Source organism: Escherichia sp. E4385, assembly GCF_963883145.1.
Taxonomy (GTDB): domain Bacteria; phylum Pseudomonadota; class Gammaproteobacteria; order Enterobacterales; family Enterobacteriaceae; genus Escherichia.
The window spans coordinates 1-23,734 of the sequence record NZ_CAWOOJ010000002.1 but is presented as its reverse complement, the minus strand read 5'-3'; the positions used below and the strand labels follow the sequence as shown (position 1 = coordinate 23,734).

Annotated in this window: 25 protein-coding genes; 16 read left to right on the top strand and 9 right to left on the bottom strand. The window is 52.2% G+C overall.

Features of this window, described 5'->3' with window-relative positions; all coding sequences use genetic code 11:
- Positions 1-4 precede the first annotated feature (4 nt).
- The 12 genes from bamA to tilS all read left to right on the top strand — a co-directional run bounded on the left by bamA (position 5) and on the right by tilS (position 14,051).
- Entirely contained in the window at positions 5-2,437 is a 2,433-nt protein-coding gene (bamA, locus tag AACS80_RS02635) for an outer membrane protein assembly factor BamA (protein ID WP_130205028.1), read from the top strand.
- 121 nt (positions 2,438-2,558) lie between these two features.
- A complete protein-coding gene (skp, locus tag AACS80_RS02630) occupies positions 2,559-3,044 on the top strand; it encodes a molecular chaperone Skp (RefSeq protein WP_000758958.1) in 486 nt (161 codons plus the stop codon).
- A gap of 3 nt (positions 3,045-3,047) precedes the next feature.
- On the top strand, positions 3,048-4,073 hold the full coding sequence (lpxD, locus tag AACS80_RS02625) for a UDP-3-O-(3-hydroxymyristoyl)glucosamine N-acyltransferase (protein ID WP_064524990.1): 1,026 nt from the start codon (positions 3,048-3,050) through the stop codon (positions 4,071-4,073).
- A gap of 104 nt (positions 4,074-4,177) precedes the next feature.
- On the top strand, positions 4,178-4,633 hold the full coding sequence (gene fabZ, locus AACS80_RS02620) for a 3-hydroxyacyl-ACP dehydratase FabZ (RefSeq protein WP_000210739.1): 456 nt from the start codon (positions 4,178-4,180) through the stop codon (positions 4,631-4,633).
- Between the two features lie 3 nt (positions 4,634-4,636).
- Positions 4,637-5,425, top strand: coding sequence for an acyl-ACP--UDP-N-acetylglucosamine O-acyltransferase (lpxA, locus tag AACS80_RS02615; RefSeq protein ID WP_000565966.1), 789 nt, complete (start codon positions 4,637-4,639; stop codon positions 5,423-5,425).
- Positions 5,425-6,573: a lipid-A-disaccharide synthase gene (lpxB, locus tag AACS80_RS02610; RefSeq protein WP_130221597.1), complete on the top strand. Its 1,149-nt coding sequence runs from the start codon at positions 5,425-5,427 to the stop codon at positions 6,571-6,573. Before lpxA ends, lpxB begins: the two co-directional genes overlap by 1 nt.
- Complete coding sequence (rnhB, locus tag AACS80_RS02605) at positions 6,570-7,166, top strand: ribonuclease HII (RefSeq protein WP_130221596.1); 597 nt, start codon at positions 6,570-6,572, stop codon at positions 7,164-7,166. Before lpxB ends, rnhB begins: the two co-directional genes overlap by 4 nt.
- Positions 7,167-7,202: 36 nt before the next feature.
- Positions 7,203-10,685 carry a DNA polymerase III subunit alpha gene (dnaE, locus tag AACS80_RS02600; protein WP_135409487.1) on the top strand — a complete coding sequence of 1,161 codons (3,483 nt, stop codon included), beginning with the start codon at positions 7,203-7,205 and terminating at the stop codon, positions 10,683-10,685.
- 12 nt (positions 10,686-10,697) lie between these two features.
- Positions 10,698-11,657 carry an acetyl-CoA carboxylase carboxyl transferase subunit alpha gene (accA, locus tag AACS80_RS02595; RefSeq protein ID WP_000055746.1) on the top strand — a complete coding sequence of 320 codons (960 nt, stop codon included), beginning with the start codon at positions 10,698-10,700 and terminating at the stop codon, positions 11,655-11,657.
- A 222-nt stretch (positions 11,658-11,879) separates the two neighbouring features.
- Entirely contained in the window at positions 11,880-12,134 is a 255-nt protein-coding gene (locus tag AACS80_RS02590) for a DUF4282 domain-containing protein (protein ID WP_130205036.1), read from the top strand.
- A gap of 164 nt (positions 12,135-12,298) precedes the next feature.
- Positions 12,299-12,688, top strand: a complete 390-nt coding sequence (locus AACS80_RS02585; protein ID WP_130205038.1) for a VOC family protein — start codon at positions 12,299-12,301, stop codon at positions 12,686-12,688.
- A 64-nt stretch (positions 12,689-12,752) separates the two neighbouring features.
- A complete protein-coding gene (gene tilS / locus AACS80_RS02580; RefSeq protein WP_135409488.1) occupies positions 12,753-14,051 on the top strand; it encodes a tRNA lysidine(34) synthetase TilS in 1,299 nt (432 codons plus the stop codon).
- A gap of 48 nt (positions 14,052-14,099) precedes the next feature.
- Here tilS and rof read toward each other — a convergent pair whose 3' ends face one another.
- Positions 14,100-14,360 (bottom strand): Rho-binding antiterminator, encoded by a 261-nt coding sequence (gene rof / locus AACS80_RS02575; protein WP_000062312.1) that lies wholly within the window; start codon positions 14,358-14,360, stop codon positions 14,100-14,102.
- A complete protein-coding gene (locus AACS80_RS02570; protein ID WP_000417058.1) occupies positions 14,347-14,547 on the bottom strand; it encodes a YaeP family protein in 201 nt (66 codons plus the stop codon). The genes rof and AACS80_RS02570 overlap by 14 nt, the downstream gene beginning before the upstream one ends.
- 165 nt (positions 14,548-14,712) lie before the next feature.
- Between AACS80_RS02570 and AACS80_RS02565 the strand changes: the two genes are divergently transcribed.
- From AACS80_RS02565 to nlpE, 3 genes are read left to right on the top strand one after another with little or no spacing between them, the layout of a single operon-like run.
- On the top strand, positions 14,713-15,258 hold the full coding sequence (locus AACS80_RS02565; protein WP_001185282.1) for a YaeQ family protein: 546 nt from the start codon (positions 14,713-14,715) through the stop codon (positions 15,256-15,258).
- Positions 15,255-15,677 (top strand): alternative ribosome rescue aminoacyl-tRNA hydrolase ArfB, encoded by a 423-nt coding sequence (arfB, locus tag AACS80_RS02560; RefSeq protein ID WP_130205042.1) that lies wholly within the window; start codon positions 15,255-15,257, stop codon positions 15,675-15,677. Before AACS80_RS02565 ends, arfB begins: the two co-directional genes overlap by 4 nt.
- 13 nt (positions 15,678-15,690) lie before the next feature.
- A complete protein-coding gene (nlpE, locus tag AACS80_RS02555; RefSeq protein WP_135409489.1) occupies positions 15,691-16,401 on the top strand; it encodes an envelope stress response activation lipoprotein NlpE in 711 nt (236 codons plus the stop codon).
- 29 nt (positions 16,402-16,430) lie between these two features.
- On the opposite strand, the gene AACS80_RS02550 is transcribed toward nlpE, so the two are convergent.
- The 7 genes from AACS80_RS02550 to metN form a co-directional block, all read right to left on the bottom strand.
- Complete coding sequence (locus AACS80_RS02550) at positions 16,431-17,255, bottom strand: YaeF family permuted papain-like enzyme (protein ID WP_135409490.1); 825 nt, start codon at positions 17,253-17,255, stop codon at positions 16,431-16,433.
- Positions 17,256-17,307: 52 nt separating this feature from the next.
- A complete protein-coding gene (gene proS / locus AACS80_RS02545; RefSeq protein WP_001260707.1) occupies positions 17,308-19,026 on the bottom strand; it encodes a proline--tRNA ligase in 1,719 nt (572 codons plus the stop codon).
- Between the two features lie 110 nt (positions 19,027-19,136).
- Positions 19,137-19,844 carry a tRNA (N6-threonylcarbamoyladenosine(37)-N6)-methyltransferase TrmO gene (tsaA, locus tag AACS80_RS02540; protein ID WP_135409491.1) on the bottom strand — a complete coding sequence of 236 codons (708 nt, stop codon included), beginning with the start codon at positions 19,842-19,844 and terminating at the stop codon, positions 19,137-19,139.
- Positions 19,841-20,245 carry an Rcs stress response system protein RcsF gene (gene rcsF, locus AACS80_RS02535; protein ID WP_001202329.1) on the bottom strand — a complete coding sequence of 135 codons (405 nt, stop codon included), beginning with the start codon at positions 20,243-20,245 and terminating at the stop codon, positions 19,841-19,843. The genes tsaA and rcsF overlap by 4 nt, the downstream gene beginning before the upstream one ends.
- 117 nt (positions 20,246-20,362) lie before the next feature.
- Positions 20,363-21,178 (bottom strand): methionine ABC transporter substrate-binding lipoprotein MetQ, encoded by an 816-nt coding sequence (gene metQ, locus AACS80_RS02530; RefSeq protein ID WP_000874224.1) that lies wholly within the window; start codon positions 21,176-21,178, stop codon positions 20,363-20,365.
- A 39-nt stretch (positions 21,179-21,217) separates the two neighbouring features.
- Positions 21,218-21,871: a methionine ABC transporter permease MetI gene (locus AACS80_RS02525; RefSeq protein ID WP_001294600.1), complete on the bottom strand. Its 654-nt coding sequence runs from the start codon at positions 21,869-21,871 to the stop codon at positions 21,218-21,220.
- Positions 21,864-22,895 carry a methionine ABC transporter ATP-binding protein MetN gene (gene metN, locus AACS80_RS02520; RefSeq protein WP_000593990.1) on the bottom strand — a complete coding sequence of 344 codons (1,032 nt, stop codon included), beginning with the start codon at positions 22,893-22,895 and terminating at the stop codon, positions 21,864-21,866. Before metN ends, AACS80_RS02525 begins: the two co-directional genes overlap by 8 nt.
- 187 nt (positions 22,896-23,082) lie before the next feature.
- Here metN and gmhB point away from each other — a divergent pair, with 187 nt between their 5' ends.
- Complete coding sequence (gmhB, locus tag AACS80_RS02515) at positions 23,083-23,655, top strand: D-glycero-beta-D-manno-heptose 1,7-bisphosphate 7-phosphatase (RefSeq protein WP_097751265.1); 573 nt, start codon at positions 23,083-23,085, stop codon at positions 23,653-23,655.
- Positions 23,656-23,734 lie beyond the last annotated feature (79 nt).

The window sequence follows — 23,734 nt, the reverse complement described above, 5'->3', positions numbered from 1 at the left end:
AACGATGGCGATGAAAAAGTTGCTCATAGCGTCGCTGCTGTTTAGCAGCGCCACCGTATACGGTGCTGAAGGGTTCGTAGTGAAAGACATTCATTTCGAAGGCCTTCAGCGTGTCGCCGTTGGTGCGGCCCTCCTCAGTATGCCGGTGCGCACAGGCGACACGGTTAATGATGAAGATATCAGTAATACCATTCGCGCTCTGTTTGCTACCGGCAACTTTGAGGATGTTCGCGTCCTTCGTGATGGTGATACCCTTCTGGTTCAGGTAAAAGAACGTCCGACGATTGCCAGCATCACTTTCTCCGGTAACAAATCGGTGAAAGATGACATGCTGAAGCAAAACCTCGAGGCTTCTGGCGTGCGAGTGGGGGAATCCCTCGATCGCACCACCATTGCCGATATCGAGAAAGGTCTGGAAGACTTCTACTACAGCGTCGGTAAATACAGCGCCAGCGTAAAAGCTGTCGTGACCCCACTGCCGCGTAACCGTGTTGACCTAAAACTGGTGTTCCAGGAAGGTGTGTCAGCTGAAATCCAGCAAATCAACATTGTTGGTAACCATGCTTTCACCACCGACGAACTGATCTCTCATTTCCAGCTGCGTGACGAAGTGCCGTGGTGGAACGTGGTAGGCGATCGTAAATATCAGAAACAGAAACTGGCGGGCGACCTTGAAACCCTGCGCAGTTACTATCTGGATCGCGGTTATGCCCGTTTCAACATCGACTCTACCCAGGTCAGTCTGACTCCAGATAAAAAAGGTATCTACGTCACGGTAAACATCACCGAAGGCGATCAGTACAAACTCTCTGGCGTTGAAGTGAGCGGTAACCTTGCCGGGCACTCTGCGGAAATCGAACAGTTGACTAAGATCGAGCCGGGTGAGCTGTATAACGGCACCAAAGTGACCAAAATGGAAGATGACATTAAAAAACTTCTCGGTCGCTACGGTTATGCCTATCCGCGCGTTCAGTCGATGCCTGAAATCAACGACGCCGACAAAACCGTTAAATTACGTGTGAACGTTGATGCGGGTAACCGTTTCTACGTACGTAAGATCCGTTTTGAAGGTAACGACACCTCGAAAGATGCCGTCCTGCGCCGAGAAATGCGCCAGATGGAAGGTGCCTGGTTAGGCAGCGATCTGGTCGATCAGGGTAAAGAACGTCTGAATCGTCTGGGCTTCTTTGAAACGGTTGATACCGATACTCAACGTGTTCCGGGTAGCCCGGACCAGGTTGACGTGGTCTACAAGGTAAAAGAGCGCAACACCGGTAGCTTCAACTTTGGTATCGGTTACGGTACTGAAAGTGGTGTGAGCTTCCAGGCTGGCGTGCAGCAGGATAACTGGTTAGGTACCGGTTATGCTGTTGGTATCAACGGGACCAAAAACGATTACCAGACCTATGCTGAATTGTCGGTAACCAACCCGTACTTCACTGTAGATGGTGTAAGCCTTGGCGGTCGTGTCTTCTATAATGACTTCCAGGCAGATGACGCTGACCTGTCCGACTATACCAACAAGAGTTATGGTACAGACGTGACGTTGGGCTTCCCGATCAACGAATATAACTCGCTACGTGCGGGTTTGGGTTATGTCCATAACTCCCTGTCCAACATGCAGCCGCAGGTTGCGATGTGGCGTTATCTCTACTCTATGGGTGAGCATCCAAACACCTCTGATCAGGATAACAGCTTCAAAACGGACGACTTCACGTTTAACTATGGTTGGACCTATAACAAGCTCGACCGTGGTTACTTCCCGACGGATGGTTCCCGTGTCAACCTGACCGGTAAAGTGACCATTCCGGGATCGGATAACGAATACTATAAAGTGACGTTAGACACGGCGACCTATGTGCCGATCGACGACGATCACAAATGGGTTGTTCTGGGTCGTACTCGTTGGGGCTACGGTGATGGTTTAGGCGGCAAAGAAATGCCGTTCTATGAAAACTTCTATGCAGGTGGTTCCAGCACCGTGCGTGGCTTCCAGTCCAATACCATCGGTCCGAAAGCGGTTTACTTCCCGCATCAGGCCAGTGATTATAATCCGGACTACGATTATGAATGTGCAACTCAGGACGGTGCAACCGACCTGTGTAAATCGGATGATGCAATCGGGGGGAACGCTATGGCGGTTGCCAGCCTGGAACTCATCACTCCGACGCCGTTCATTAGCGACAAGTATGCCAACTCGGTCCGTACCTCCTTCTTCTGGGATATGGGTACCGTTTGGGATACTAACTGGGATTCAAGTCAGTACTCTGGATATCCGGACTATAGTGATCCAAGCAATATCCGTATGTCTGCGGGTATCGCATTACAATGGATGTCCCCATTGGGGCCGTTGGTGTTCTCCTACGCCCAGCCGTTCAAAAAGTACGATGGAGACAAGGCTGAACAGTTCCAGTTTAACATTGGTAAAACCTGGTAAGTGTTCTCCACAAAGGAATGTAGTGGTAGTGTAGCGATGACTTTAGGCGATCTCGATAAGATCGCCGGGCCACGCAAAGAACTGCACCTTCCGGTGCAAATGGGATGGTAAGGAGTTTATTGTGAAAAAGTGGTTATTAGCGGCAGGTCTCGGTTTAGCACTGGCAACTTCTGCTCAGGCGGCTGACAAAATTGCAATCGTCAATATGGGCAGCCTGTTTCAGCAGGTAGCACAGAAAACCGGTGTTTCTAACACGCTGGAAAATGAGTTCAAAGGCCGTGCCAGCGAACTGCAGCGTATGGAAACTGATCTGCAAGCTAAAATGAAAAAGCTGCAGTCCATGAAAGCCGGCAGCGATCGCACTAAGCTGGAAAAAGACGTGATGGCTCAGCGCCAGACTTTTGCTCAGAAAGCGCAGGCTTTTGAGCAGGATCGTGCACGTCGTTCCAACGAAGAACGCGGTAAACTGGTTACTCGTATCCAGACTGCTGTGAAATCCGTTGCCAGCAGCCAGAGCATCGATCTGGTTGTTGACGCAAACGCCGTTGCTTACAACAGCAGCGATGTAAAAGACATCACTGCTGACGTACTGAAACAGGTTAAATAAGTAATGCCTTCAATTCGACTGGCTGATTTAGCGCAGCAGTTGGATGCAGAACTACACGGTGATGGCGATATCGTCATCACCGGCGTTGCGTCCATGCAATCTGCACAAACAGGTCACATCACGTTCATGGTTAACCCTAAATACCGTGAACATTTAGGCTTGTGCCAGGCGTCCGCGGTTGTCATGACTCAGGACGATCTCCCTTTCGCGAAAAGTGCCGCGCTGGTAGTGAAGAATCCCTACCTGACTTACGCGCGCATGGCGCAAATTTTAGATACCACGCCACAGCCCGCGCAAAACATTGCACCGAGTGCAGTGATCGACGCGACGGCGAAGCTGGGTAACAACGTATCAATTGGCGCTAACGCGGTGATTGAGTCCGGCGTTGAACTGGGCGATAACGTGGTTATCGGCGCCGGTTGCTTCGTTGGTAAAAACAGCAAAATCGGTGCAGGTTCGCGTCTTTGGGCGAACGTGACGATTTACCATGAGATCCAGATTGGTCAGAATTGCCTGATCCAATCCGGAACTGTGGTAGGCGCAGACGGCTTTGGCTATGCCAACGATCGTGGTAACTGGGTGAAGATCCCGCAGATTGGTCGCGTAATTATTGGCGATCGCGTAGAGATCGGCGCATGTACCACCATCGATCGCGGTGCGCTGGACGACACCGTTATTGGCAATGGCGTGATCATTGATAACCAGTGCCAGATTGCACATAACGTCGTGATTGGCGACAATACGGCGGTTGCCGGTGGCGTCATTATGGCGGGCAGCCTGAAAATTGGTCGTTACTGCATGATCGGCGGTGCCAGCGTAATCAACGGGCATATGGAAATATGCGATAAAGTGACGGTTACGGGCATGGGTATGGTGATGCGTCCCATCACTGAACCAGGCGTCTATTCCTCTGGCATTCCGCTGCAACCCAACAAAGTCTGGCGCAAAACCGCTGCACTGGTGATGAACATTGATGACATGAGCAAGCGTCTGAAGTCGCTTGAGCGCAAGGTTAATCAACAAGACTAACGTTCCATCTTTTGTTCGCCAAACTTTACGGCCTGTCTCATTCTTACGATTGCGGCAGGCCGTGTTATTATTGTCGTTTCTTATATTTTGACAGGAAGAGTATCTTGACTACTAACACTCATACTCTGCAGATTGAAGAGATTTTAGAACTTCTGCCGCACCGTTTCCCGTTCTTACTGGTGGATCGCGTGCTGGATTTTGAAGAAGGTCGTTTTCTGCGCGCAGTAAAAAATGTCTCTGTCAATGAGCCATTCTTCCAGGGCCATTTCCCTGGAAAACCGATTTTCCCGGGTGTGCTGATTCTGGAAGCTATGGCACAGGCAACAGGTATTCTGGCGTTTAAAAGCGTAGGAAAACTGGAACCGGGTGAGCTGTACTACTTCGCCGGTATTGACGAAGCGCGCTTCAAGCGCCCGGTCGTGCCAGGCGATCAAATGATCATGGAAGTCACTTTCGAAAAAACGCGCCGCGGCCTGACCCGTTTTAAAGGGGTTGCTCTGGTCGACGGTAAAGTAGTTTGCGAAGCAACGATGATGTGTGCTCGTAGCCGGGAGGCCTGATACGTGATTGATAAATCCGCCTTTGTGCATCCAACCGCCATTGTGGAAGAGGGCGCGTCGATTGGCGCTAACGCCCACATTGGTCCTTTTTGTATCGTTGGACCCCATGTCGAAATTGGTGAGGGTACCGTACTGAAATCTCACGTTGTCGTGAATGGTCATACTAAAATTGGCCGCGACAATGAGATTTATCAGTTCGCCTCCATCGGTGAAGTTAACCAGGATCTGAAATATGCTGGCGAACCGACCCGCGTGGAAATCGGCGATCGTAACCGCATTCGCGAAAGCGTCACCATTCATCGTGGCACGGTCCAGGGCGGTGGATTGACGAAGGTGGGCAGCGACAACTTACTGATGATCAACGCGCACATTGCGCACGATTGTACGGTAGGTAACCGCTGCATTCTCGCCAACAACGCAACGCTGGCGGGTCACGTATCGGTAGACGACTTCGCGATCATCGGCGGCATGACCGCAGTCCATCAGTTCTGCATCATTGGTGCGCACGTGATGGTAGGCGGTTGCTCTGGTGTGGCGCAGGACGTCCCTCCTTATGTCATTGCGCAGGGTAACCATGCAACACCGTTCGGTGTCAATATCGAAGGGCTGAAGCGCCGCGGATTCAGCCGTGAGGCGATTACCGCTATCCGCAATGCGTATAAGCTGATTTATCGCAGCGGTAAAACGCTCGATGAAGTGAAACCGGAAATTGCTGAACTGGCGGAAACATATCCGGAAGTGAAAGCGTTTACCGATTTCTTTGCACGCTCAACGCGCGGTCTGATTCGTTAATGACTGAACAGCGTCCATTAACGATTGCCCTGGTCGCCGGAGAAACCTCCGGCGATATCCTGGGGGCCGGTTTAATCCGTGCTCTGAAAGAACGTGTGCCCAATGCCCGCTTTGTTGGTGTTGCCGGGCCACGAATGCAAGCCGAAGGTTGCGAAGCCTGGTACGAAATGGAAGAGCTGGCGGTGATGGGCATTGTTGAAGTGCTCGGGCGTCTGCGTCGCTTACTGCATATTCGTGCCGATCTGACAAAGCGTTTTGGCGAACTGAAGCCAGATGTTTTTGTCGGTATTGATGCGCCTGACTTCAATATTACCCTTGAAGGTAACCTTAAAAAGCAGGGTATCAAAACCATTCATTATGTCAGTCCGTCCGTCTGGGCGTGGCGACAGAAACGCGTTTTCAAAATAGGCAGAGCCACCGATCTGGTGCTCGCATTTCTGCCTTTCGAAAAAGCGTTTTATGACAAATATAACGTGCCGTGCCGTTTTATCGGTCACACCATGGCTGATGCCATGCCGTTAGATCCAGATAAAAACGCCGCGCGTGATGTGCTGGGGATCCCTCACGATGCCCACTGTCTGGCATTGTTGCCGGGAAGTCGTGGCGCGGAAGTTGAGATGCTTAGCGCCGATTTCCTGAAAACTGCCCAGCTTTTGCGCCAGACGTACCCTGATCTGGAGATCGTGGTGCCGCTGGTAAATGCCAAACGCCGTGAGCAGTTTGAACGCATCAAAGCTGAAGTCGCGCCAGACCTGTCGGTTCATATGCTGGATGGAATGGGCCGTGAGGCGATGGTCGCCAGCGATGCGGCGCTATTGGCATCGGGTACGGCTGCACTGGAGTGCATGCTGGCGAAATGCCCGATGGTGGTGGGGTATCGCATGAAGCCTTTCACCTTCTGGTTGGCGAAGCGGCTGGTGAAAACCGATTATGTCTCGCTGCCAAACCTGCTGGCGGGCAGAGAGTTAGTTAAAGAATTATTGCAGGAAGAGTGTGAGCCGCAAAAACTGGCTGAGTCGCTGTTACCGCTGTTGGCGAACGGGAAAACCAGCCACGCGATGCACGACACCTTCCGCGAGTTGCATCAGCAGATCCGCTGCAATGCCGATGAGCAGGCGGCACAAGCCGTTCTGGAGTTAGCACAATGATCGAATTTGTCTATCCGCACACGAATCTGGTTGCCGGTGTGGATGAAGTTGGGCGCGGGCCGTTGGTTGGCGCGGTCGTTACCGCTGCCGTGATCCTCGATCCGGCGCGCCCGATTGTCGGGTTGAATGATTCCAAAAAGCTAAGTGAAAAACGTCGTCTTGCGCTCTGTGAAGAGATCAAAGAGAAAGCGTTAAGCTGGAGCCTGGGCCGTGCGGAACCTCATGAAATCGACGAACTGAATATTTTACACGCGACCATGCTGGCGATGCAGCGTGCCGTAGCTGGGCTGCATATTGCGCCGGAATATGTGTTGGTTGATGGTAACCGCTGCCCGAAATTACCGATGCCGTCGATGGCAGTGGTGAAAGGCGATAGCCGCGTACCGGAAATCAGTGCTGCGTCTATCCTGGCGAAAGTGACGCGCGACGCCGAAATGGCGGCGCTGGATATTGTTTTCCCGCAATATGGTTTTGCCCAACACAAAGGGTATCCAACCGCTTTTCATCTGGAAAAACTGGCTGAATATGGCGCGACTGAACATCATCGTCGCAGCTTTGGGCCTGTCAAACGCGCACTGGGACTTGCGTCCTGATTCTTGTGTCGAGATTAAGTAAACCGGAATCTGAAGATGTCTGAACCACGTTTCGTACACCTGCGGGTGCACAGCGACTACTCGATGATCGATGGCCTGGCAAAAACCGCGCCGCTGGTAAAAAAGGCGGCGGCGTTGGGTATGCCTGCGCTGGCGATCACCGATTTCACCAACCTTTGCGGTCTGGTGAAGTTCTACGGAGCGGGACATGGCGCAGGGATTAAGCCCATCGTCGGGGCAGATTTTAATGTCCATTGCGACCTGCTGGGTGATGAGTTAACCCACCTGACGGTGCTGGCGGCGAACAATACTGGCTATCAGAATCTGACGTTGCTGATCTCAAAAGCGTATCAGCGCGGTTACGGTGCCGCCGGACCGATCATCGATCGCGACTGGCTTATCGAATTAAACGAAGGGCTGATTTTGCTCTCTGGCGGGCGCATGGGCGACGTCGGACGCAGTCTTTTGCGTGGTAACAGTGCGCTGGTAGATGAGTGTGTCGCGTTTTATGAAGAACACTTCCCGGATCGCTATTTTCTCGAGCTGATCCGCACCGGAAGGCCGGACGAAGAAAGCTATCTGCACGCGGCGGTGGAACTGGCGGAAGCGCGCGGTTTGCCCGTCGTGGCGACCAACGATGTGCGCTTTATCGACAGCAGCGACTTCGACGCACACGAAATCCGCGTCGCGATCCATGACGGCTTTACCCTCGACGATCCCAAACGCCCACGTAATTATTCGCCGCAGCAATATATGCGTAGCGAAGAGGAAATGTGCGAGCTGTTTGCCGACATCCCCGAAGCCCTTGCCAACACCGTTGAGATCGCCAAACGTTGTAACGTGACTGTGCGTCTTGGTGAATACTTCCTGCCGCAGTTCCCGACCGGAGACATGAGCACCGAAGATTATCTGGTCAAGCGTGCAAAAGAAGGCCTGGAAGAGCGTCTGGCATTTTTATTCCCTGACGAAGAAGAACGTGTTAAGCGCCGCCCGGAATATGACGAGCGTCTGGAGACTGAACTTCAGGTTATCAACCAGATGGGCTTCCCGGGCTACTTCCTCATCGTTATGGAATTTATCCAGTGGTCGAAAGATAACGGCGTACCGGTAGGGCCGGGCCGTGGTTCCGGTGCAGGGTCACTGGTGGCCTACGCGCTGAAAATCACCGACCTCGATCCGCTGGAATTTGACCTGCTGTTCGAACGTTTCCTTAACCCGGAACGTGTCTCCATGCCTGACTTCGACGTTGACTTCTGTATGGAGAAACGCGACCAGGTGATCGAACACGTAGCGGACATGTACGGTCGTGATGCGGTATCGCAGATTATCACCTTCGGTACGATGGCGGCGAAAGCGGTGATCCGCGACGTAGGCCGCGTGCTGGGGCATCCGTACGGCTTTGTCGACCGTATCTCGAAACTGATCCCGCCCGATCCGGGGATGACGCTGGCGAAAGCGTTTGAAGCCGAGCCGCAGCTGCCGGAAATCTACGAAGCAGATGAAGAAGTTAAGGCGCTGATCGACATGGCGCGCAAACTGGAAGGGGTCACCCGTAACGCCGGTAAGCACGCCGGTGGGGTGGTTATCGCGCCGACCAAAATTACTGATTTTGCGCCACTTTATTGCGATGAAGAGGGCAAACATCCGGTCACCCAGTTTGATAAAAGCGACGTTGAATACGCCGGGCTGGTGAAGTTCGACTTCCTCGGCCTGCGTACGCTCACCATCATCAACTGGGCGCTGGAGATGATCAACAAGCGGCGAGCGAAGAATGGCGAGCCGCCGCTGGATATCGCCGCGATCCCGCTGGATGACAAGAAAAGCTTCGACATGCTGCAACGCTCGGAAACCACGGCGGTATTCCAGCTTGAATCGCGCGGCATGAAGGACCTGATCAAGCGTCTGCAACCTGACTGCTTCGAAGATATGATCGCACTGGTGGCACTGTTCCGCCCTGGTCCGTTGCAGTCAGGGATGGTGGATAACTTTATCGACCGTAAACATGGTCGCGAAGAGATCTCCTATCCGGACGTACAGTGGCAGCATGAAAGCCTGAAACCGGTACTGGAGCCAACCTACGGCATCATCCTGTATCAGGAACAGGTCATGCAGATTGCGCAGGTGCTTTCTGGTTATACCCTCGGTGGCGCGGATATGCTGCGTCGTGCGATGGGTAAGAAAAAGCCGGAAGAGATGGCTAAGCAGCGTTCTGTATTTGCTGAAGGTGCAGAAAAGAACGGGATCAACGCCGAACTGGCGATGAAAATCTTCGATCTGGTGGAGAAATTCGCCGGTTACGGATTTAACAAATCGCACTCCGCGGCCTATGCTTTGGTGTCATATCAAACGTTATGGCTGAAAGCGCACTATCCGGCGGAGTTTATGGCGGCGGTAATGACCGCCGATATGGATAATACCGAGAAGGTGGTGGGCCTGGTGGATGAGTGCTGGCGGATGGGGCTGAAAATCCTGCCACCAGATATAAACTCCGGTCTTTACCATTTCCACGTCAACGACGACGGCGAAATCGTGTATGGTATTGGCGCGATCAAAGGGGTAGGTGAAGGTCCGATTGAGGCCATCATCGAAGCCCGAAATAAAGGCGGCTATTTCCGCGAACTGTTTGATCTCTGCGCTCGTACCGACACCAAAAAGTTAAACCGGCGAGTGCTGGAAAAACTGATCATGTCCGGGGCGTTTGACCGTCTGGGTCCACACCGCGCGGCGCTGATGAACTCGCTGGGCGATGCGTTAAAAGCGGCAGATCAACACGCGAAAGCGGAAGCCATCGGTCAGGCCGATATGTTCGGCGTGCTGGCCGAAGAGCCGGAACAAATTGAACAATCCTACGCCAGCTGCCAGCCTTGGCCGGAGCAGGTGGTGTTAGATGGGGAACGTGAAACGTTGGGGCTGTACCTGACGGGCCACCCCATCAATCAGTATTTAAAAGAGATTGAGCGTTATGTCGGAGGCGTAAGGCTGAAAGACATGCACCCGACAGAACGTGGTAAAGTCACCACGGCTGCGGGGCTCGTTGTTGCCGCGCGGGTTATGGTCACCAAGCGCGGCAATCGTATCGGTATCTGCACGCTGGATGACCGTTCCGGGCGCCTGGAAGTGATGTTGTTTACAGACGCCCTGGATAAATACCAGCAATTGCTGGAAAAAGACCGCATACTTATCGTCAGCGGACAGGTCAGCTTTGATGACTTCAGCGGTGGGCTTAAAATGACCGCTCGCGAAGTGATGGATATTGACGAAGCCCGGGAAAAATATGCTCGCGGGCTTGCTATCTCGCTGACGGACAGGCAAATTGATGACCAGCTTTTAAACCGACTCCGTCAGTCTCTGGAACCCCACCGCTCTGGGACAATTCCAGTACATCTCTACTATCAGAGGGCGGATGCACGCGCGCGGTTGCGTTTTGGCGCGACGTGGCGTGTCTCTCCGAGCGATCGTTTGTTAAACGATCTCCGTGGCCTCATTGGTTCGGAGCAGGTGGAACTGGAGTTTGACTAATACAGGAATACTATGAGTCTGAATTTCCTTGATTTTGAACAGCCGATTGCAGAGCTGGAAGCGAAAATCGATTCTCTGACTGCGGTTAGCCGTCAGGACGAGAAACTGGATATTAACATCGATGAAGAAGTGCATCGTCTGCGTGAAAAAAGCGTAGAACTGACACGTAAAATCTTCGCCGATCTCGGCGCATGGCAGATTGCCCAACTGGCACGCCATCCACAGCGCCCTTATACCCTGGATTACGTTCGCCTGGCATTTGATGAATTTGACGAACTGGCTGGTGATCGTGCGTATGCAGATGACAAAGCTATCGTCGGTGGTATCGCACGTCTTGACGGTCGTCCGGTGATGATCATTGGTCATCAGAAAGGTCGTGAAACCAAAGAAAAAATTCGCCGTAACTTTGGTATGCCAGCACCAGAAGGTTACCGCAAAGCTCTGCGTCTGATGCAAATGGCTGAACGCTTTAAGATGCCAATCATCACCTTTATCGACACTCCTGGAGCTTATCCGGGCGTGGGCGCAGAAGAACGCGGTCAGTCTGAAGCCATCGCGCGCAACCTGCGTGAAATGTCTCGCCTTAGTGTACCGACTATTTGTACCGTTATCGGTGAAGGTGGTTCTGGCGGCGCGCTGGCGATTGGCGTGGGCGATAAAGTGAATATGCTGCAATACAGCACCTATTCCGTTATCTCGCCGGAAGGTTGTGCGTCCATTCTGTGGAAGAGCGCCGACAAAGCGCCGCTGGCGGCTGAAGCGATGGGTATCATCGCTCCGCGCCTGAAAGAACTGAAACTGATCGACTCCATCATCCCGGAACCGCTGGGTGGCGCTCACCGCAACCCGGAAGCGATGGCGGCGTCTTTGAAAGCGCAACTGCTGGCGGATCTGGCCGATCTCGACGTGTTAAGCACTGAAGATTTAAAAAATCGTCGTTATCAGCGCCTGATGAGCTACGGCTACGCGTAATCAGCAAATATTCTGAAAAGGGTCACTTCGGTGGCCTTTTTTTCTATGTAGTTTATTTAGTCATATTATAAATACATTTAGATAATCTTACTTTCGTTTTCCCCTGCTATAAAATTCTTGAACTCATGTTGATAACTCCGATTTCGGAGGCATATACCAATATACACAGTGGTCAAAAATAATATAAATTTATCAATCTCATAGAATTTTTAAGGATAAAATATGAAAGCAATTTTAGGATTTGATCATCTTCTTATGCCGCGTGTTCTGGTGTTTTTTTACTGGCTGGCTATGGTGCTGACACTGATAGGCGGTGTCTTCTCCATATTTAGCGGAAACATTATCTTAGGGTTAGCTTATACCGTCATTGGTCTTATAAGCTGTCGTATGACTTTCGAATTAATTATGATAGCGTTTAAGAATAACGAATATTTGCGCCGCATTGCCGAGAGTGTTAGCAAGAATAGCGCAGAGTAATCTCCCGCAAAGCGCTTCACCAAACCGCATCTCAACCGCTATTACAGGCGTTTGAGATGTTGTTTTAAAGTCAGTGTAAATGTCTGATTCATCTTTCCTGTAATTTGTGCGTATTATCAATATATAGCGATGCACGTGCGTATCATATCAATGCAGGAGATTCTATGTTGGGGTTAAAACAGGTTCACCATATTGCGATTATTGCGACGGATTATGCGGTGAGCAAAGCTTTTTACTGCGACATTCTCGGCTTCACGTTGCAAAGCGAAGTCTATCGTGAAGCGCGAGATTCGTGGAAAGGGGATTTGGCACTTAACGGGCAGTACGTGATTGAGCTTTTCTCATTTCCGTTTCCGCCGCAACGACCCAGTCGACCGGAAGCATGCGGCCTGCGCCATCTGGCTTTTAGCGTTGATGATATCGATACGGCAGTGGCGCACCTGGAAAGCAATAACGTGAAATGTGAAGCGATACGTGTCGATCCATACACGCAAAAACGCTTCACGTTCTTTAACGACCCTGACGGACTGCCGCTGGAACTGTATGAGCAGTAAGGCTTGTCATTACTGCATTTGCCCGGTAACGTGCCGGGCATCGCTACTGTAAAATCGCGCTATCATGACACTCACACTGAATACACAACTTCTCACCTCACGCCAGATTCTGGCGGCCTTTAGCGGCGGGCTTGACTCTACCGTTCTGCTGCATCAACTGGTGCAGTGGCGGGCGGAAAATCCGGGCGTCGCTTTGCGCGCTATCCATGTGCATCATGGGTTAAGTGCCAATGCTGATGCCTGGGTGAAACATTGTGAAAATATCTGCCAGCAGTGGCAGGTGCCGCTGGTGGTTGAGCGTGTGCAGCTTGCGCAAGAGGGGTTAGGCATTGAGGCCCAGGCGCGGCAGGCGCGTTATCAGGCATTTGCCCGCACCTTGTTACCTGGCGAAGTGCTGGTCACAGCGCAACATCTTGACGATCAATGTGAAACCTTTCTGCTGGCGCTAAAACGCGGAAGCGGCCCCGCCGGGCTTTCGGCTATGGGGGAAGTCTCGGAGTTTGCCGGAACGCGGCTTATCCGTCCGTTGCTCGCCCGTACGCGGGGAGAACTGGCGCAGTGGGCATTGGCGCATGGTTTACGCTGGATTGAAGACGAAAGTAATCAGGACGATTCCTACGATCGTAACTTCCTGCGCCTGCGCGTGGTGCCGTTATTGCAGCAGCGTTGGCCACATTTTGCCGAAGCGACGGCCCGAAGTGCCGCACTTTGCGCCGAACAAGAGAGCCTGCTGGATGAACTGCTGGCGGATGATTTAGCGCACTGCCAAACGCCGCAAAGGACGCTGCAGATTGCGCCAATGCTGGCGATGAGTGATGCCCGTCGCGCCGCGATTATCCGCCGCTGGCTGGCAGGGCTGAATGCCCCAATGCCTTCCCGCGACGCGCTGGGGCGGATCTGGCAGGAAGTGGCGCTGGCGCGGGAAGATGCTTCCCCCTGTTTACGTTTTGGCGCGTTTGAAATCCGCCGCTATCAGTCGCAATTGTGGTGGATTAAATCCATCGCCGGGCAAAGCGAAACCATTGTGCCGTGGCAGACGTGGCTACAACCGCTGGAATTACCGGCGGGGCTAGGCTGCGTGCAGCTTACTGCGGGCGGGGAAATTCGCCCTCCACGTGCAGACGAAGCGGTCAGCGTGCGTTTTAAAGCGCCAGGATTGCTACATATTGTCGGGCGCAACGGCGGGCGTAAGCTAAAGAAAATCTGGCAGGAATTGGGCGTACCGCCGTGGCTGCGTGACACCACGCCGCTGCTGTTTTATGGCGAAACGCTGATTGCGGCGGCAGGGGTATTTGTGACGCAAGAAGGTGTGGCTGAAGGTGAGAAGGGCGTAAGTTTTGTCTGGCAGAAAACGCTTAGTTAAGTGAAAGCCGGATAAGACGCTTCAAACGTCGCATCCGGCGAAAGTCAATCAGGACTCGCTCACTACCACCGTACCGATTTCCGGGTGGCTAAAGCTGGTAATTTTATCCAGACGTAGCTCGCGGGTTTCGCCAGCGGCCTCGACGACCAGATACTCCACATTTTTGCGGGAGACTAAATCGCTGGCCTTCGCCTGCAATTTTTCGCCATCTTTCAGCTCAAGTGTCAGCATTAAATGATGCTGGCAGGCGAGCTCAAGATTATCGTAATCATCACAATTGATTGGTTGATACGTATCATTCATTGACATAATCGCTCACCAGTAAGTTTGCCGCAGCGTATGCTGCTTTTTCCCTGACAGCCTCAGAAAGGGCGTCGTCGGCAGCCATTTCATTCAGCACTTTCAAAACGCAGCCCAGCGCGTCCGGAACGTATCCTAAGTCTCCGCTGGCGATTTCCGCGTACCGCTTGCGTATTAACTCACAATATTTTTCCACATGCCCTCCTGTCAGCACTCTGACTTAACCGTGGATGCAAGTCTAAGCCTACGAAGATAAACTCTGTTTCGCAAGGTGACTATACCACACTCATTTCTGCAATATCAGCGCCGCAACTGCACGTATTCCGTTACAATGGCCTCCTGATTCGAAAGGAGTTTTCTTATGGCGCTTAAAGCGACAATTTATAAAGCGACGGTTAATGTGGCCGATCTCGACCGCAACCAGTTTCTCGATGCCTCTCTGACGCTGGCGCGCCATCCTTCAGAAACCCAGGAGCGCATGATGCTGCGCCTGCTGGCGTGGCTGAAATATGCTGATGAACGTCTGCAATTTACCCGAGGTTTGTGTGCCGATGATGAGCCGGAAGCGTGGCTGCGTAACGATCACCTGGGCATTGATTTGTGGATTGAACTGGGGCTGCCGGATGAGCGACGGATTAAGAAAGCCTGCACCCAGGCCGCAGAAGTGGCGCTGTTTGCCTATAATAGTCGGGCGGCGCAAATCTGGTGGCAGCAAAATCAGAGCAAATGTGCGCAGTTTGCCAATCTTTCCGTCTGGTATCTGGACGACGAGCAGCTGGCGAAAGTGAGTGCCTTTGCCGATCGTACCATGACGCTGCAGGCAACGATTCAGGATGGCGTGATCTGGTTATCGGATGATAAGAATAATCTGGAAGTGAACTTAACCGCCTGGCAACAACCTTCATGATTGTGATTTCCCGACATGTTGCTATCCCCGATGACGAGCTTGAGATCACTGCTATTCGTGCACAGGGCGCGGGTGGGCAGCATGTCAATAAGACCTCAACGGCCATTCATCTGCGTTTTGACATTCGGGCGTCCAGCCTGCCAGAGTATTACAAAGAGCGCCTGCTCGCCGCCAGCCATCATTTAATCAGCAGCGATGGCGTGATTGTCATTAAGGCGCAGGAATACCGTAGTCAGGAGCTCAACCGCGAAGCGGCGCTGGCCCGGTTGGTGGCAGTGATTAAAGAATTAACAACAGAACAAAAAGCCCGACGACCCACGCGGCCCACCCGCGCATCAAAAGAGCGCAGGCTGGCATCGAAGGCACAAAAATCAAGCGTGAAGGCGATGCGCGGCAAAGTGCGCAGCGGTCGGGAGTAAAAAGAAGGAATGGATGGTGAGAAAAGCGATAGTGACAGCGATGGCTGTAATCAGCCTCTTTACTCTGATGGGATGTAACAATCGGGCCGAAGTCGATACGCTTTCTTCGGCGCAGGCTGCCGAACTGAAACCGATGCCGCAAAGTTGGCGCGGCGTGCTGCCGTGTGCCGATTGCGAAGGGATCGAAACCTCTCTGTTCCTCGAAAAAGATGGAACCTGGGTGATGAACGAACGCTATCTTGGCGCTCGTGAAGAGCCTTCATCCTTTGCCTCTTACGGTACATGGGCGCGAACTGCCGACAAGCTGGTATTAACCGACAGTAAAGGCGAAAAGTCATATTATCGGGCGAAAGGGGATGCGCTGGAGATGCTCGATCGCGAAGGCAATCCGATTGAATCGCAGTTCAACTACACGCTGGAACCGGCAAAATCGAGCATGCCAATGACGCCGATGACCCTGCGTGGCATGTATTTCTATATGGCAGACGCAGCAACTTTTACTGATTGCGCGACCGGAAAACGTTTTATGGTGGCGAATAACGCAGAGCTGGAGCGTGGCTATCTGGCGGCTCGTGGTAACAGTGAAAAACCGGTGTTATTGTCAGTTGAAGGTCACTTTACGCTGGAGGTTAATCCGGATACCGGTGCGCCGACCAAAGTATTAGCACCCGATACGGCAGGTAAATTTTACCCGAACAAGGATTGCGGCAGTTTGGGGCAGTAATTGAACGCCGGAGCATTCTCCGGCTTTTATCACTTGGTCAGCCCAACAAAGCGACCCGCCTTGATATAAATCCCAGGCTTCAGGTGCCCAACATACTGTAACTGCGTTTCTGGCTTAAACGCAGAGACATCACCAGTACGCATATGCATCAGATCGGCAGGGCTAATCCAACCTGACTGCGCCAGCGTAAGCGGATGCCCGGATTTGGCAAATGCATCAGTGACAAATTCCGAACAAAACCACGACTTTTTGTCTCCTTCGCCCACACTGCTTAACTGCGCTTTCGCCAGGCCGCTGACGCACTGTTGGCGAAAATCCTCGGAAAAAGGATTTAGTGAGCACATCTGGCGGGTCACCATAAATGGAATGAACTCGACAATGCCGCGATAGTTATACCCGCTATCTTTGGTTTTGTTGGCGAACGCGGTGATTTCTGTGGCTTGTTGCGGGGTAAGGTCCGGGACTCGTAAAACGAAAAGCTTATCACTGTGCTTCATCGCTTTTTTAAGGGAAACAATCTGGACGCCAGCGCCTGTCGCTTCTGCAACGTTATTATCACCCAGATAGATTGCAACGTGACTCACAGAGGAAGTGCTGAAGACGCGGATACCAAATGAGGTTACCCCAAGGCTTGAGGAGAACAGTAAATCGCCGGGTTTGAGGTCAGGCTCGGTTATTTCAATTATTGCTTGTTCGGTAAAAGAGCTTTGATGCTGGAATTTAACTGCCCATGTTTTTGCCTCGGCATCCACCGCTGTGGCTGATGAACCCGGCTGGCTGATATCAACGGTACAGGCTGAAAGCAAAATAAAGCAGGGGAGAAGCAGGCGGTAGTGCGCCTTTGGTTTATCCATTTTATACAATCCATGTAAAAAAGGGTCCTGAAATTCAGGACCCTTTCTGGCATCAGCCTTTAATCTGTTTCACCAGATAATCGACGATGTCACCAGTCTTAATTAACTGTTTCTCGCCGTTACGACGATATTTATATTCGATATCGTCGTTGTCGAGGTTACGGTCGCCCAGCACAATAGTGTGCGGAATACCGATCAGTTCCATATCAGCAAACATCACGCCTGGACGCTCTTTGCGGTCATCCAGCAGCACTTCGATACCTTGTGCACGCAGTTCGCTGTACAGTTTCTCAGCAAGCTCTTGTACGCGGAAGGATTTGTGCATGTTCATCGGCAGAATCGCCACCTGGAACGGCGCGATAGCGTCAGGCCATACGATGCCGCGTTCGTCGTAGTTCTGCTCAATCGCCGCAGCTACCACACGCGTTACCCCGATACCGTAGCAACCCATTGTCAGGATTTGGTTACGGCCATCTTCACCCTGTACGGAGGCTTTCAGTGCTTCGGAGTACTTGGTACCCAGCTGGAAGATGTGACCGACTTCGATACCACGTTTGATCAGCAGCGTACCCTGACCATCCGGGCTTGGATCGCCAGCCACCACGTTACGGATATCCGCAATTTCTGGGGTAGCGACATCGCGATCCCAGTTGATACCGAAGTAGTGTTTACCATCGATGTTAGCACCAGCAGCGAAATCACTCATCGCCGCAACGGTACGGTCAATCACCACCGGAATCGGCATGTTTACCGGACCCAGTGAACCCGGACCGGCTTTAACCACGGCACGAATTTCTTCTTCGGTCGCGAAAGTCAGCGGGCTGGCAACCTGCGGCAGTTTTTCTGCTTTAACTTCGTTCAGCTCGTGATCACCGCGCACCAGCAGCGCAACCAGCGGGAAGCTACTGCCTTCAACCGCTTTAACCAGCAGAGTCTTAACCGTTTTCTCAATCGGCAGATTGAACTGTTCAACCAGTTCCGCGATGGTTTTCGCGTTCGGCGTATCAACCAGCGTCATCTCTTGGGTAGCAGCAGCGCGCGGTTCTTTCGGCGCGATAGCTTCTGCCAGTTCAATGTTCGCTGCATAGTCAGAGGTGTCGGAGAAGACCACATCGTCTTCACCGCTCTGCGCCAGCACCTGGAATTCGTGAGAGGCGCTGCCGCCGATAGAACCGGTGTCGGCCTGTACGGCGCGGAAATCCAGCCCCATGCGGCTGAAGATTTTGCTGTAGGCCGCATACATTGCATCGTAGGTTTCCTGCAGGGATTCCTGAGAAGTATGGAAAGAGTAAGCATCTTTCATCAGGAATTCGCGGGAACGCATGACGCCGAAACGCGGACGCACTTCGTCGCGGAACTTGGTCTGGATCTGATAGAAGTTCAGCGGCAGCTGTTTGTAAGAGCTAAGCTCGTTACGAATCAGGTCAGTGATAACTTCTTCATGAGTTGGGCCGAGTACGAACGGACGCTCGCCACGGTCAACAAAACGCAGCAGTTCCGGACCGTACTGTTCCCAACGACCACTCTCTTGCCACAAATCGGCTGGCTGAACCACCGGCATCGACACCTCGATCGCACCGGCGTTGTTCATCTCTTCACGCACGATGTTTTCGACTTTTTTCAGAACGCGCACGCCGGTCGGCAGCCAGGTATATAACCCGGAGGCCAGCTTGCGGATCATCCCGGCGCGCAGCATCAGCTGATGGCTGATCACCTCGGCGTCGGCAGGTGTCTCCTTGAGAGTGGAGAGCAGGTATTGGCTAGTACGCATGTTGTTACGGTTCCAGTTGGAAGGTAGAACAGGCTCAAGGCGAGCCTGGGACAAAAAAAGTGATTTAGTTTACCAGTGCAAAAGAAATGTCAAAAGAGAAGGGCGTGAATTTAACGCGGTTCCAGCGCAAAGACTTCAAAACCTGCGTCGGTGACGCGCCAGCGAACGTTAAAATCATGTAGCCAGACGGCATAGGTTTTACCCGTTTCCTCACCTTTACGATAGGCCGGGCGCGGGTCCTGCGCCAGTACTTCGCGGATAAACAGCGTTAACTGCGGATAACGCTTCTCCAGTGTCAAAAGCTGCTTTTCGACCTCTGCGGTAAATCTCACCGCCATTTCTGCCGCTGGCGCATTTTGCGCATAGCTGGCGCTGGCATCGGGAAGCGATTCGGCAAAGGGGAGATACGGTTTGATATCCACCACCGGCGTACCATCGACGAGATCCAGACTGCCGAGCTTCAGAATCACGCTGTCTTTATGGCAAACAACCTCTTTCAGCTCTACCAGCGACATACCAATCGGGTTAGGGCGGAAAGTGGAGCGCGTAGCGAAAACCCCCATTCTGGTGTTACCGCCGAGGCGCGGTGGACGCACAGTCGGACGCCAGCCGCCTTCCATCGTTTGATGAAAGACGAAAAGAATCCATAAATGGCTGAACGCTTCCAGGCCGCGAACGGCGTCGGCCTGGTTGTAGGGAGCAATGAGATGCAGTTCACCGTTGGCGCTTTTTACCAGACCAGGCTGGCGCGGAACGGCGAATTTTTCTTTATAGGGCGAGCGAATAACGCCTATTTGCTCGAACTGGAAACTGCTCATTTCGCCGTAATGTTAAGCGCAGAACCGATACATACAGCCTGACGATAGCAGCCTGGCGTACCGCTGGTGACTTCGCAGCTATGCAGTAATACCGCATTGGCTTTCATTTTAGAGGCATTGATTTGCATCCGCTTACGCGCGGTTGGAATGCTCGGCGGAGAGTCCTGATTAGAGGCCTGGCATGAGTCGCCACTGACTTCACCGAGATCGCGGAACGGTTTGCCGACTAATTCTTCTGCATTGGTATAAATTCGGACCGGCGTGGCGCGCGGCGCTTTCGGTTTTGCAGGCTCCGCTTTCGGCTGGGGTGCAGTGCTTTGAACGGGTTCGACAGGGGATCTGCTTAACATGGAACAGCCGCTTAGCATGAGTGCTACTAAACAGATCGGTAAAGCACGCATAGTATTTCCTCAATGTATGATCAAAACGTCAATATTGAATCAGGAGCTTGTAAAAATGACAAGACGGGCAAGCGCCCGTCCTGAATGATATTACAAATTGTGGAAACAGCCTAAAAATTACCAGCCTTTAACAGCGCCGCCGTTAAACACTTTGTTTGCTGCTTCGTAAACTTCGTCAGACTGATAGGCCTGGACGAATTTCTTCACGTTCTCTGCGTCTTTGTTATCTTCACGCGTCACGATCAGGTTTACGTACGGGGAGTCTTTATCTTCGACAAAGATACCGTCTTTCGCTGGAGTCAGGCCAATCTGGCTGGCATAGGTGGTATTGATAACTGCCAGAGCGATTTGCGCGTCGTCCAGAGAGCGAGGCAGCTGCGGTGCTTCCAGCTCAACAATTTTCAGATTTTTTGGGTTCTCAACAACATCAAGAACGGTCGGCAGCAGGCCAACGCCATCTTTCAGTTTGATCAAGCCCACTTTTTGCAGCAGCAGCAGAGAACGGCCAAGGTTAGTTGGGTCGTTTGGCACGGCAACCTGCGAACCATCCTGCAATTCATCCAGTGATTTGATCTTCTTGGAGTAGCCAGCAATTGGATAAACAAAAGTGTTGCCTACTGCGACCAGTTTGTAGCCACGATCTTTCAGTTGCTGATCAAGGTACGGTTTATGCTGGAAGGCGTTGGCGTCGATATCGCCTTTGCTCAATGCTTCGTTTGGCAGAACATAGTCGTTGAAGGTTACCAGCTCAACGTCCAGGCCATATTTGTCTTTCGCAACTTTCTGCGCGACTTCTGCAACCTGCTGTTCGGCACCAACAATCACGCCGACTTTAATGTGGTTTGGATCTTTTTCATCCTGGCCGCAGCCTACCAGTGCCAGTGATCCAATCAGGGCTCCCACTGCCGCAAAGGTTTTGAATTTGAACGCCATACCTTATTCCTTCTTCAATTATTTATGTTGTGTTGAACGTTACTTGCGAGTGACAGCCCGGACGATGCGGTCGCCTGCGAACTGAATTAAATAAACCAGAATGACCAGCAATACCAGTACCGTGTTCATGACAGTCGCGTTATAGCCGATGTAACCATATTGATAGCCAATCTGACCCAACCCACCGGCACCGACTGCACCACCCATCGCGGAATAACCGACTAGGGTAATCAGGGTAATAGTTGCCGCATTTACCAGACCTGGCAACGCTTCCGGTAACAGCACTTTACGGACGATCTGCATTGGCGTGGCACCCATTGCGCGGGAAGCTTCAATTAACCCGGTTGGGATCTCCAGCAGGGCGTTCTCGACCATACGGGCAATAAACGGTGCTGCACCAACGGTTAACGGAACAATCGCTGCCTGCAAACCAATCGATGTACCGACAATAACGCGGGTAAATGGAATCATCCATACCAGCAAGATAATGAACGGGATGGAACGGAAAATGTTCACAATCGCAGAAACGGTACGATACAGCTTCGCGTTAGCAATAATTTGCCCCGGACGCGTGACATAAAGCAGAACGCCAACCGGCAGACCAATCACAAACCCAAAAAAACCGGATACGAAGGTCATTGCCAGCGTTTCCCATACGCCACGAACCAGCAGCCACATCATCGGCTCAGACATAACCCAGTACCTCTACTTTTACATGGTGTTCCTGCAGCCAGGCAATGGCGGCTTGCGTATCTTGTTGTGTGCCGTGCATTTCAGTCAGCATGATGCCGAACTTAACGCCACCGGCGTAATCCATCTGCGCGCTAATAATGTTGTTATTAACGTTGAAACGACGCGCGGTTTCGGAGAGCAGTGGGGCATCGACCGACTGACCGGTAAACTCCAGACGCAGCATAGGCACGCAGTCAGTGAACGGCTCCGCTTGCAGACGTTCCTGGTAATCTTCCGGGATATCCAGATGCAGAGTCGACTGAATAAATTTTTGCGCCAGCGGCGTTTTCGGATGCGAGAACACTTCACTTACCTTGTCCTGCTCGATCAGTTCGCCATTGCTGATGACCGCCACGCAATCACAAATGCGCTTCACAACGTCCATTTCGTGGGTGATCAACAGAATCGTCAAACCCAGACGGCGGTTGATATCTTTCAGCAGTTCGAGAATAGAACGTGTCGTTGCCGGGTCCAGCGCGCTGGTGGCTTCATCACACAGCAATACTTTGGGATTGCTGGCTAATGCACGGGCAATCGCCACACGCTGTTTCTGCCCACCGGAAAGGTTCGACGGATAGCTATCATGCTTATCACCAAGTCCAACCAATGACAGCAATTCCGTCACGCGACGTTTGATCTCGTCTTTCGGCGTATTGTCCAGCTCCAGCGGCAGAGCCACGTTGCCAAAAACAGTACGCGAAGAGAGCAGGTTAAAATGCTGGAAAATCATACCAATCTGGCGGCGAGCTTTAGTCAACTCAGATTCTGACAGCGTGGTCAGCTCCTGGCCATCGACCAGCACGCTACCCTCGGTTGGGCGCTCCAGCAGGTTTACACAACGTATAAGCGTACTCTTACCCGCGCCTGAGGCACCGATAACGCCATAAATTTGTCCAGCTGGCACATGCAGGCTGACGTTGTTCAACGCCTGGATGGTGCGGGTGCCCTGGTGGAACACTTTGGTGATATTCGAAAGTTTTATCATTGATTATTTATTATCGTCATTAAGTTAGTCGTGGCATTTCGAATGCCTGGAACGGGCAACGCCGTCAATGAAATGGATGTTAAGGCATCCAGACGTCTAAATCAATCAGGTTTATGCGAAGAGCACTTTCTTGCTGGTCGAAACATGCGATACTAGCGTCACATGCCTTATTAAGGAGCTATAAAAGGTGGCGAAGAGCGTACCCGCAATTTTTCTTGACCGTGATGGCACCATTAATGTCGATCACGGCTATGTCCATGAGATCGACAACTTTGAGTTTATCGACGGTGTTATTGACGCCATGCGCGAGCTAAAAAAAATGGGCTTCGCGCTGGTGGTAGTAACTAACCAGTCTGGCATTGCTCGCGGTAAATTTACTGAAGCACAGTTTGAAACGCTGACCGAGTGGATGGACTGGTCGCTGGCGGACCGCGATGTTGATCTGGATGGCATCTATTATTGCCCGCATCATCCGCAGGGTAGTGTTGAAGAGTTTCGCCAGGTCTGCGACTGCCGCAAACCACATCCGGGGATGCTTTTGTCGGCACGCGATTATTTGCATATTGATATGGCCGCTTCTTATATGGTGGGCGATAAATTAGAAGATATGCAGGCAGCGGCTGCGGCGAACGTGGGAACAAAAGTGCTGGTGCGTACGGGTAAACCTATTACCCCTGAAGCCGAAAATGCGGCGGATTGGGTGTTAAATAGCCTGGCAGACCTGCCGCAAGCGATAAAAAAGCAGCAAAAATCGGCGTAATGACTAAAAGATGAGCGGTTGAAATAAAAATGCATTTTTCCGCTTGTCTTCCTGAGCCGACTCCCTATAATGCGCCTCC

Bases quoted from the DNA above. Each gene is read 5' to 3' on its own strand.
- lpxD (WP_064524990.1), top strand. From the start codon at position 3,048: ATGCCTTCAATTCGACTGGCTGATTTAGCGCAGCAGTTGGATGCAGAA.
- AACS80_RS02565 (WP_001185282.1), top strand. From the start codon at position 14,713: ATGGCGCTTAAAGCGACAATTTATAAAGCGACGGTTAATGTGGCCGAT.
- rof (WP_000062312.1), bottom strand. From the start codon at position 14,360: ATGTCAATGAATGATACGTATCAACCAATCAATTGTGATGATTACGAT.
- AACS80_RS02550 (WP_135409490.1), bottom strand. From the start codon at position 17,255: ATGGATAAACCAAAGGCGCACTACCGCCTGCTTCTCCCCTGCTTTATT.
- lpxB (WP_130221597.1), top strand. From the start codon at position 5,425: ATGACTGAACAGCGTCCATTAACGATTGCCCTGGTCGCCGGAGAAACC.
- accA (WP_000055746.1), top strand. From the start codon at position 10,698: ATGAGTCTGAATTTCCTTGATTTTGAACAGCCGATTGCAGAGCTGGAA.
- rcsF (WP_001202329.1), bottom strand. From the start codon at position 20,245: ATGCGTGCTTTACCGATCTGTTTAGTAGCACTCATGCTAAGCGGCTGT.
- proS (WP_001260707.1), bottom strand. From the start codon at position 19,026: ATGCGTACTAGCCAATACCTGCTCTCCACTCTCAAGGAGACACCTGCC.
- AACS80_RS02525 (WP_001294600.1), bottom strand. From the start codon at position 21,871: ATGTCTGAGCCGATGATGTGGCTGCTGGTTCGTGGCGTATGGGAAACG.
- arfB (WP_130205042.1), top strand. From the start codon at position 15,255: ATGATTGTGATTTCCCGACATGTTGCTATCCCCGATGACGAGCTTGAG.
- rnhB (WP_130221596.1), top strand. From the start codon at position 6,570: ATGATCGAATTTGTCTATCCGCACACGAATCTGGTTGCCGGTGTGGAT.
- nlpE (WP_135409489.1), top strand. From the start codon at position 15,691: ATGGTGAGAAAAGCGATAGTGACAGCGATGGCTGTAATCAGCCTCTTT.
- bamA (WP_130205028.1), top strand. From the start codon at position 5: ATGGCGATGAAAAAGTTGCTCATAGCGTCGCTGCTGTTTAGCAGCGCC.
- metQ (WP_000874224.1), bottom strand. From the start codon at position 21,178: ATGGCGTTCAAATTCAAAACCTTTGCGGCAGTGGGAGCCCTGATTGGA.
- tsaA (WP_135409491.1), bottom strand. From the start codon at position 19,844: ATGAGCAGTTTCCAGTTCGAGCAAATAGGCGTTATTCGCTCGCCCTAT.
- dnaE (WP_135409487.1), top strand. From the start codon at position 7,203: ATGTCTGAACCACGTTTCGTACACCTGCGGGTGCACAGCGACTACTCG.
- AACS80_RS02585 (WP_130205038.1), top strand. From the start codon at position 12,299: ATGTTGGGGTTAAAACAGGTTCACCATATTGCGATTATTGCGACGGAT.
- tilS (WP_135409488.1), top strand. From the start codon at position 12,753: ATGACACTCACACTGAATACACAACTTCTCACCTCACGCCAGATTCTG.
- AACS80_RS02590 (WP_130205036.1), top strand. From the start codon at position 11,880: ATGAAAGCAATTTTAGGATTTGATCATCTTCTTATGCCGCGTGTTCTG.
- metN (WP_000593990.1), bottom strand. From the start codon at position 22,895: ATGATAAAACTTTCGAATATCACCAAAGTGTTCCACCAGGGCACCCGC.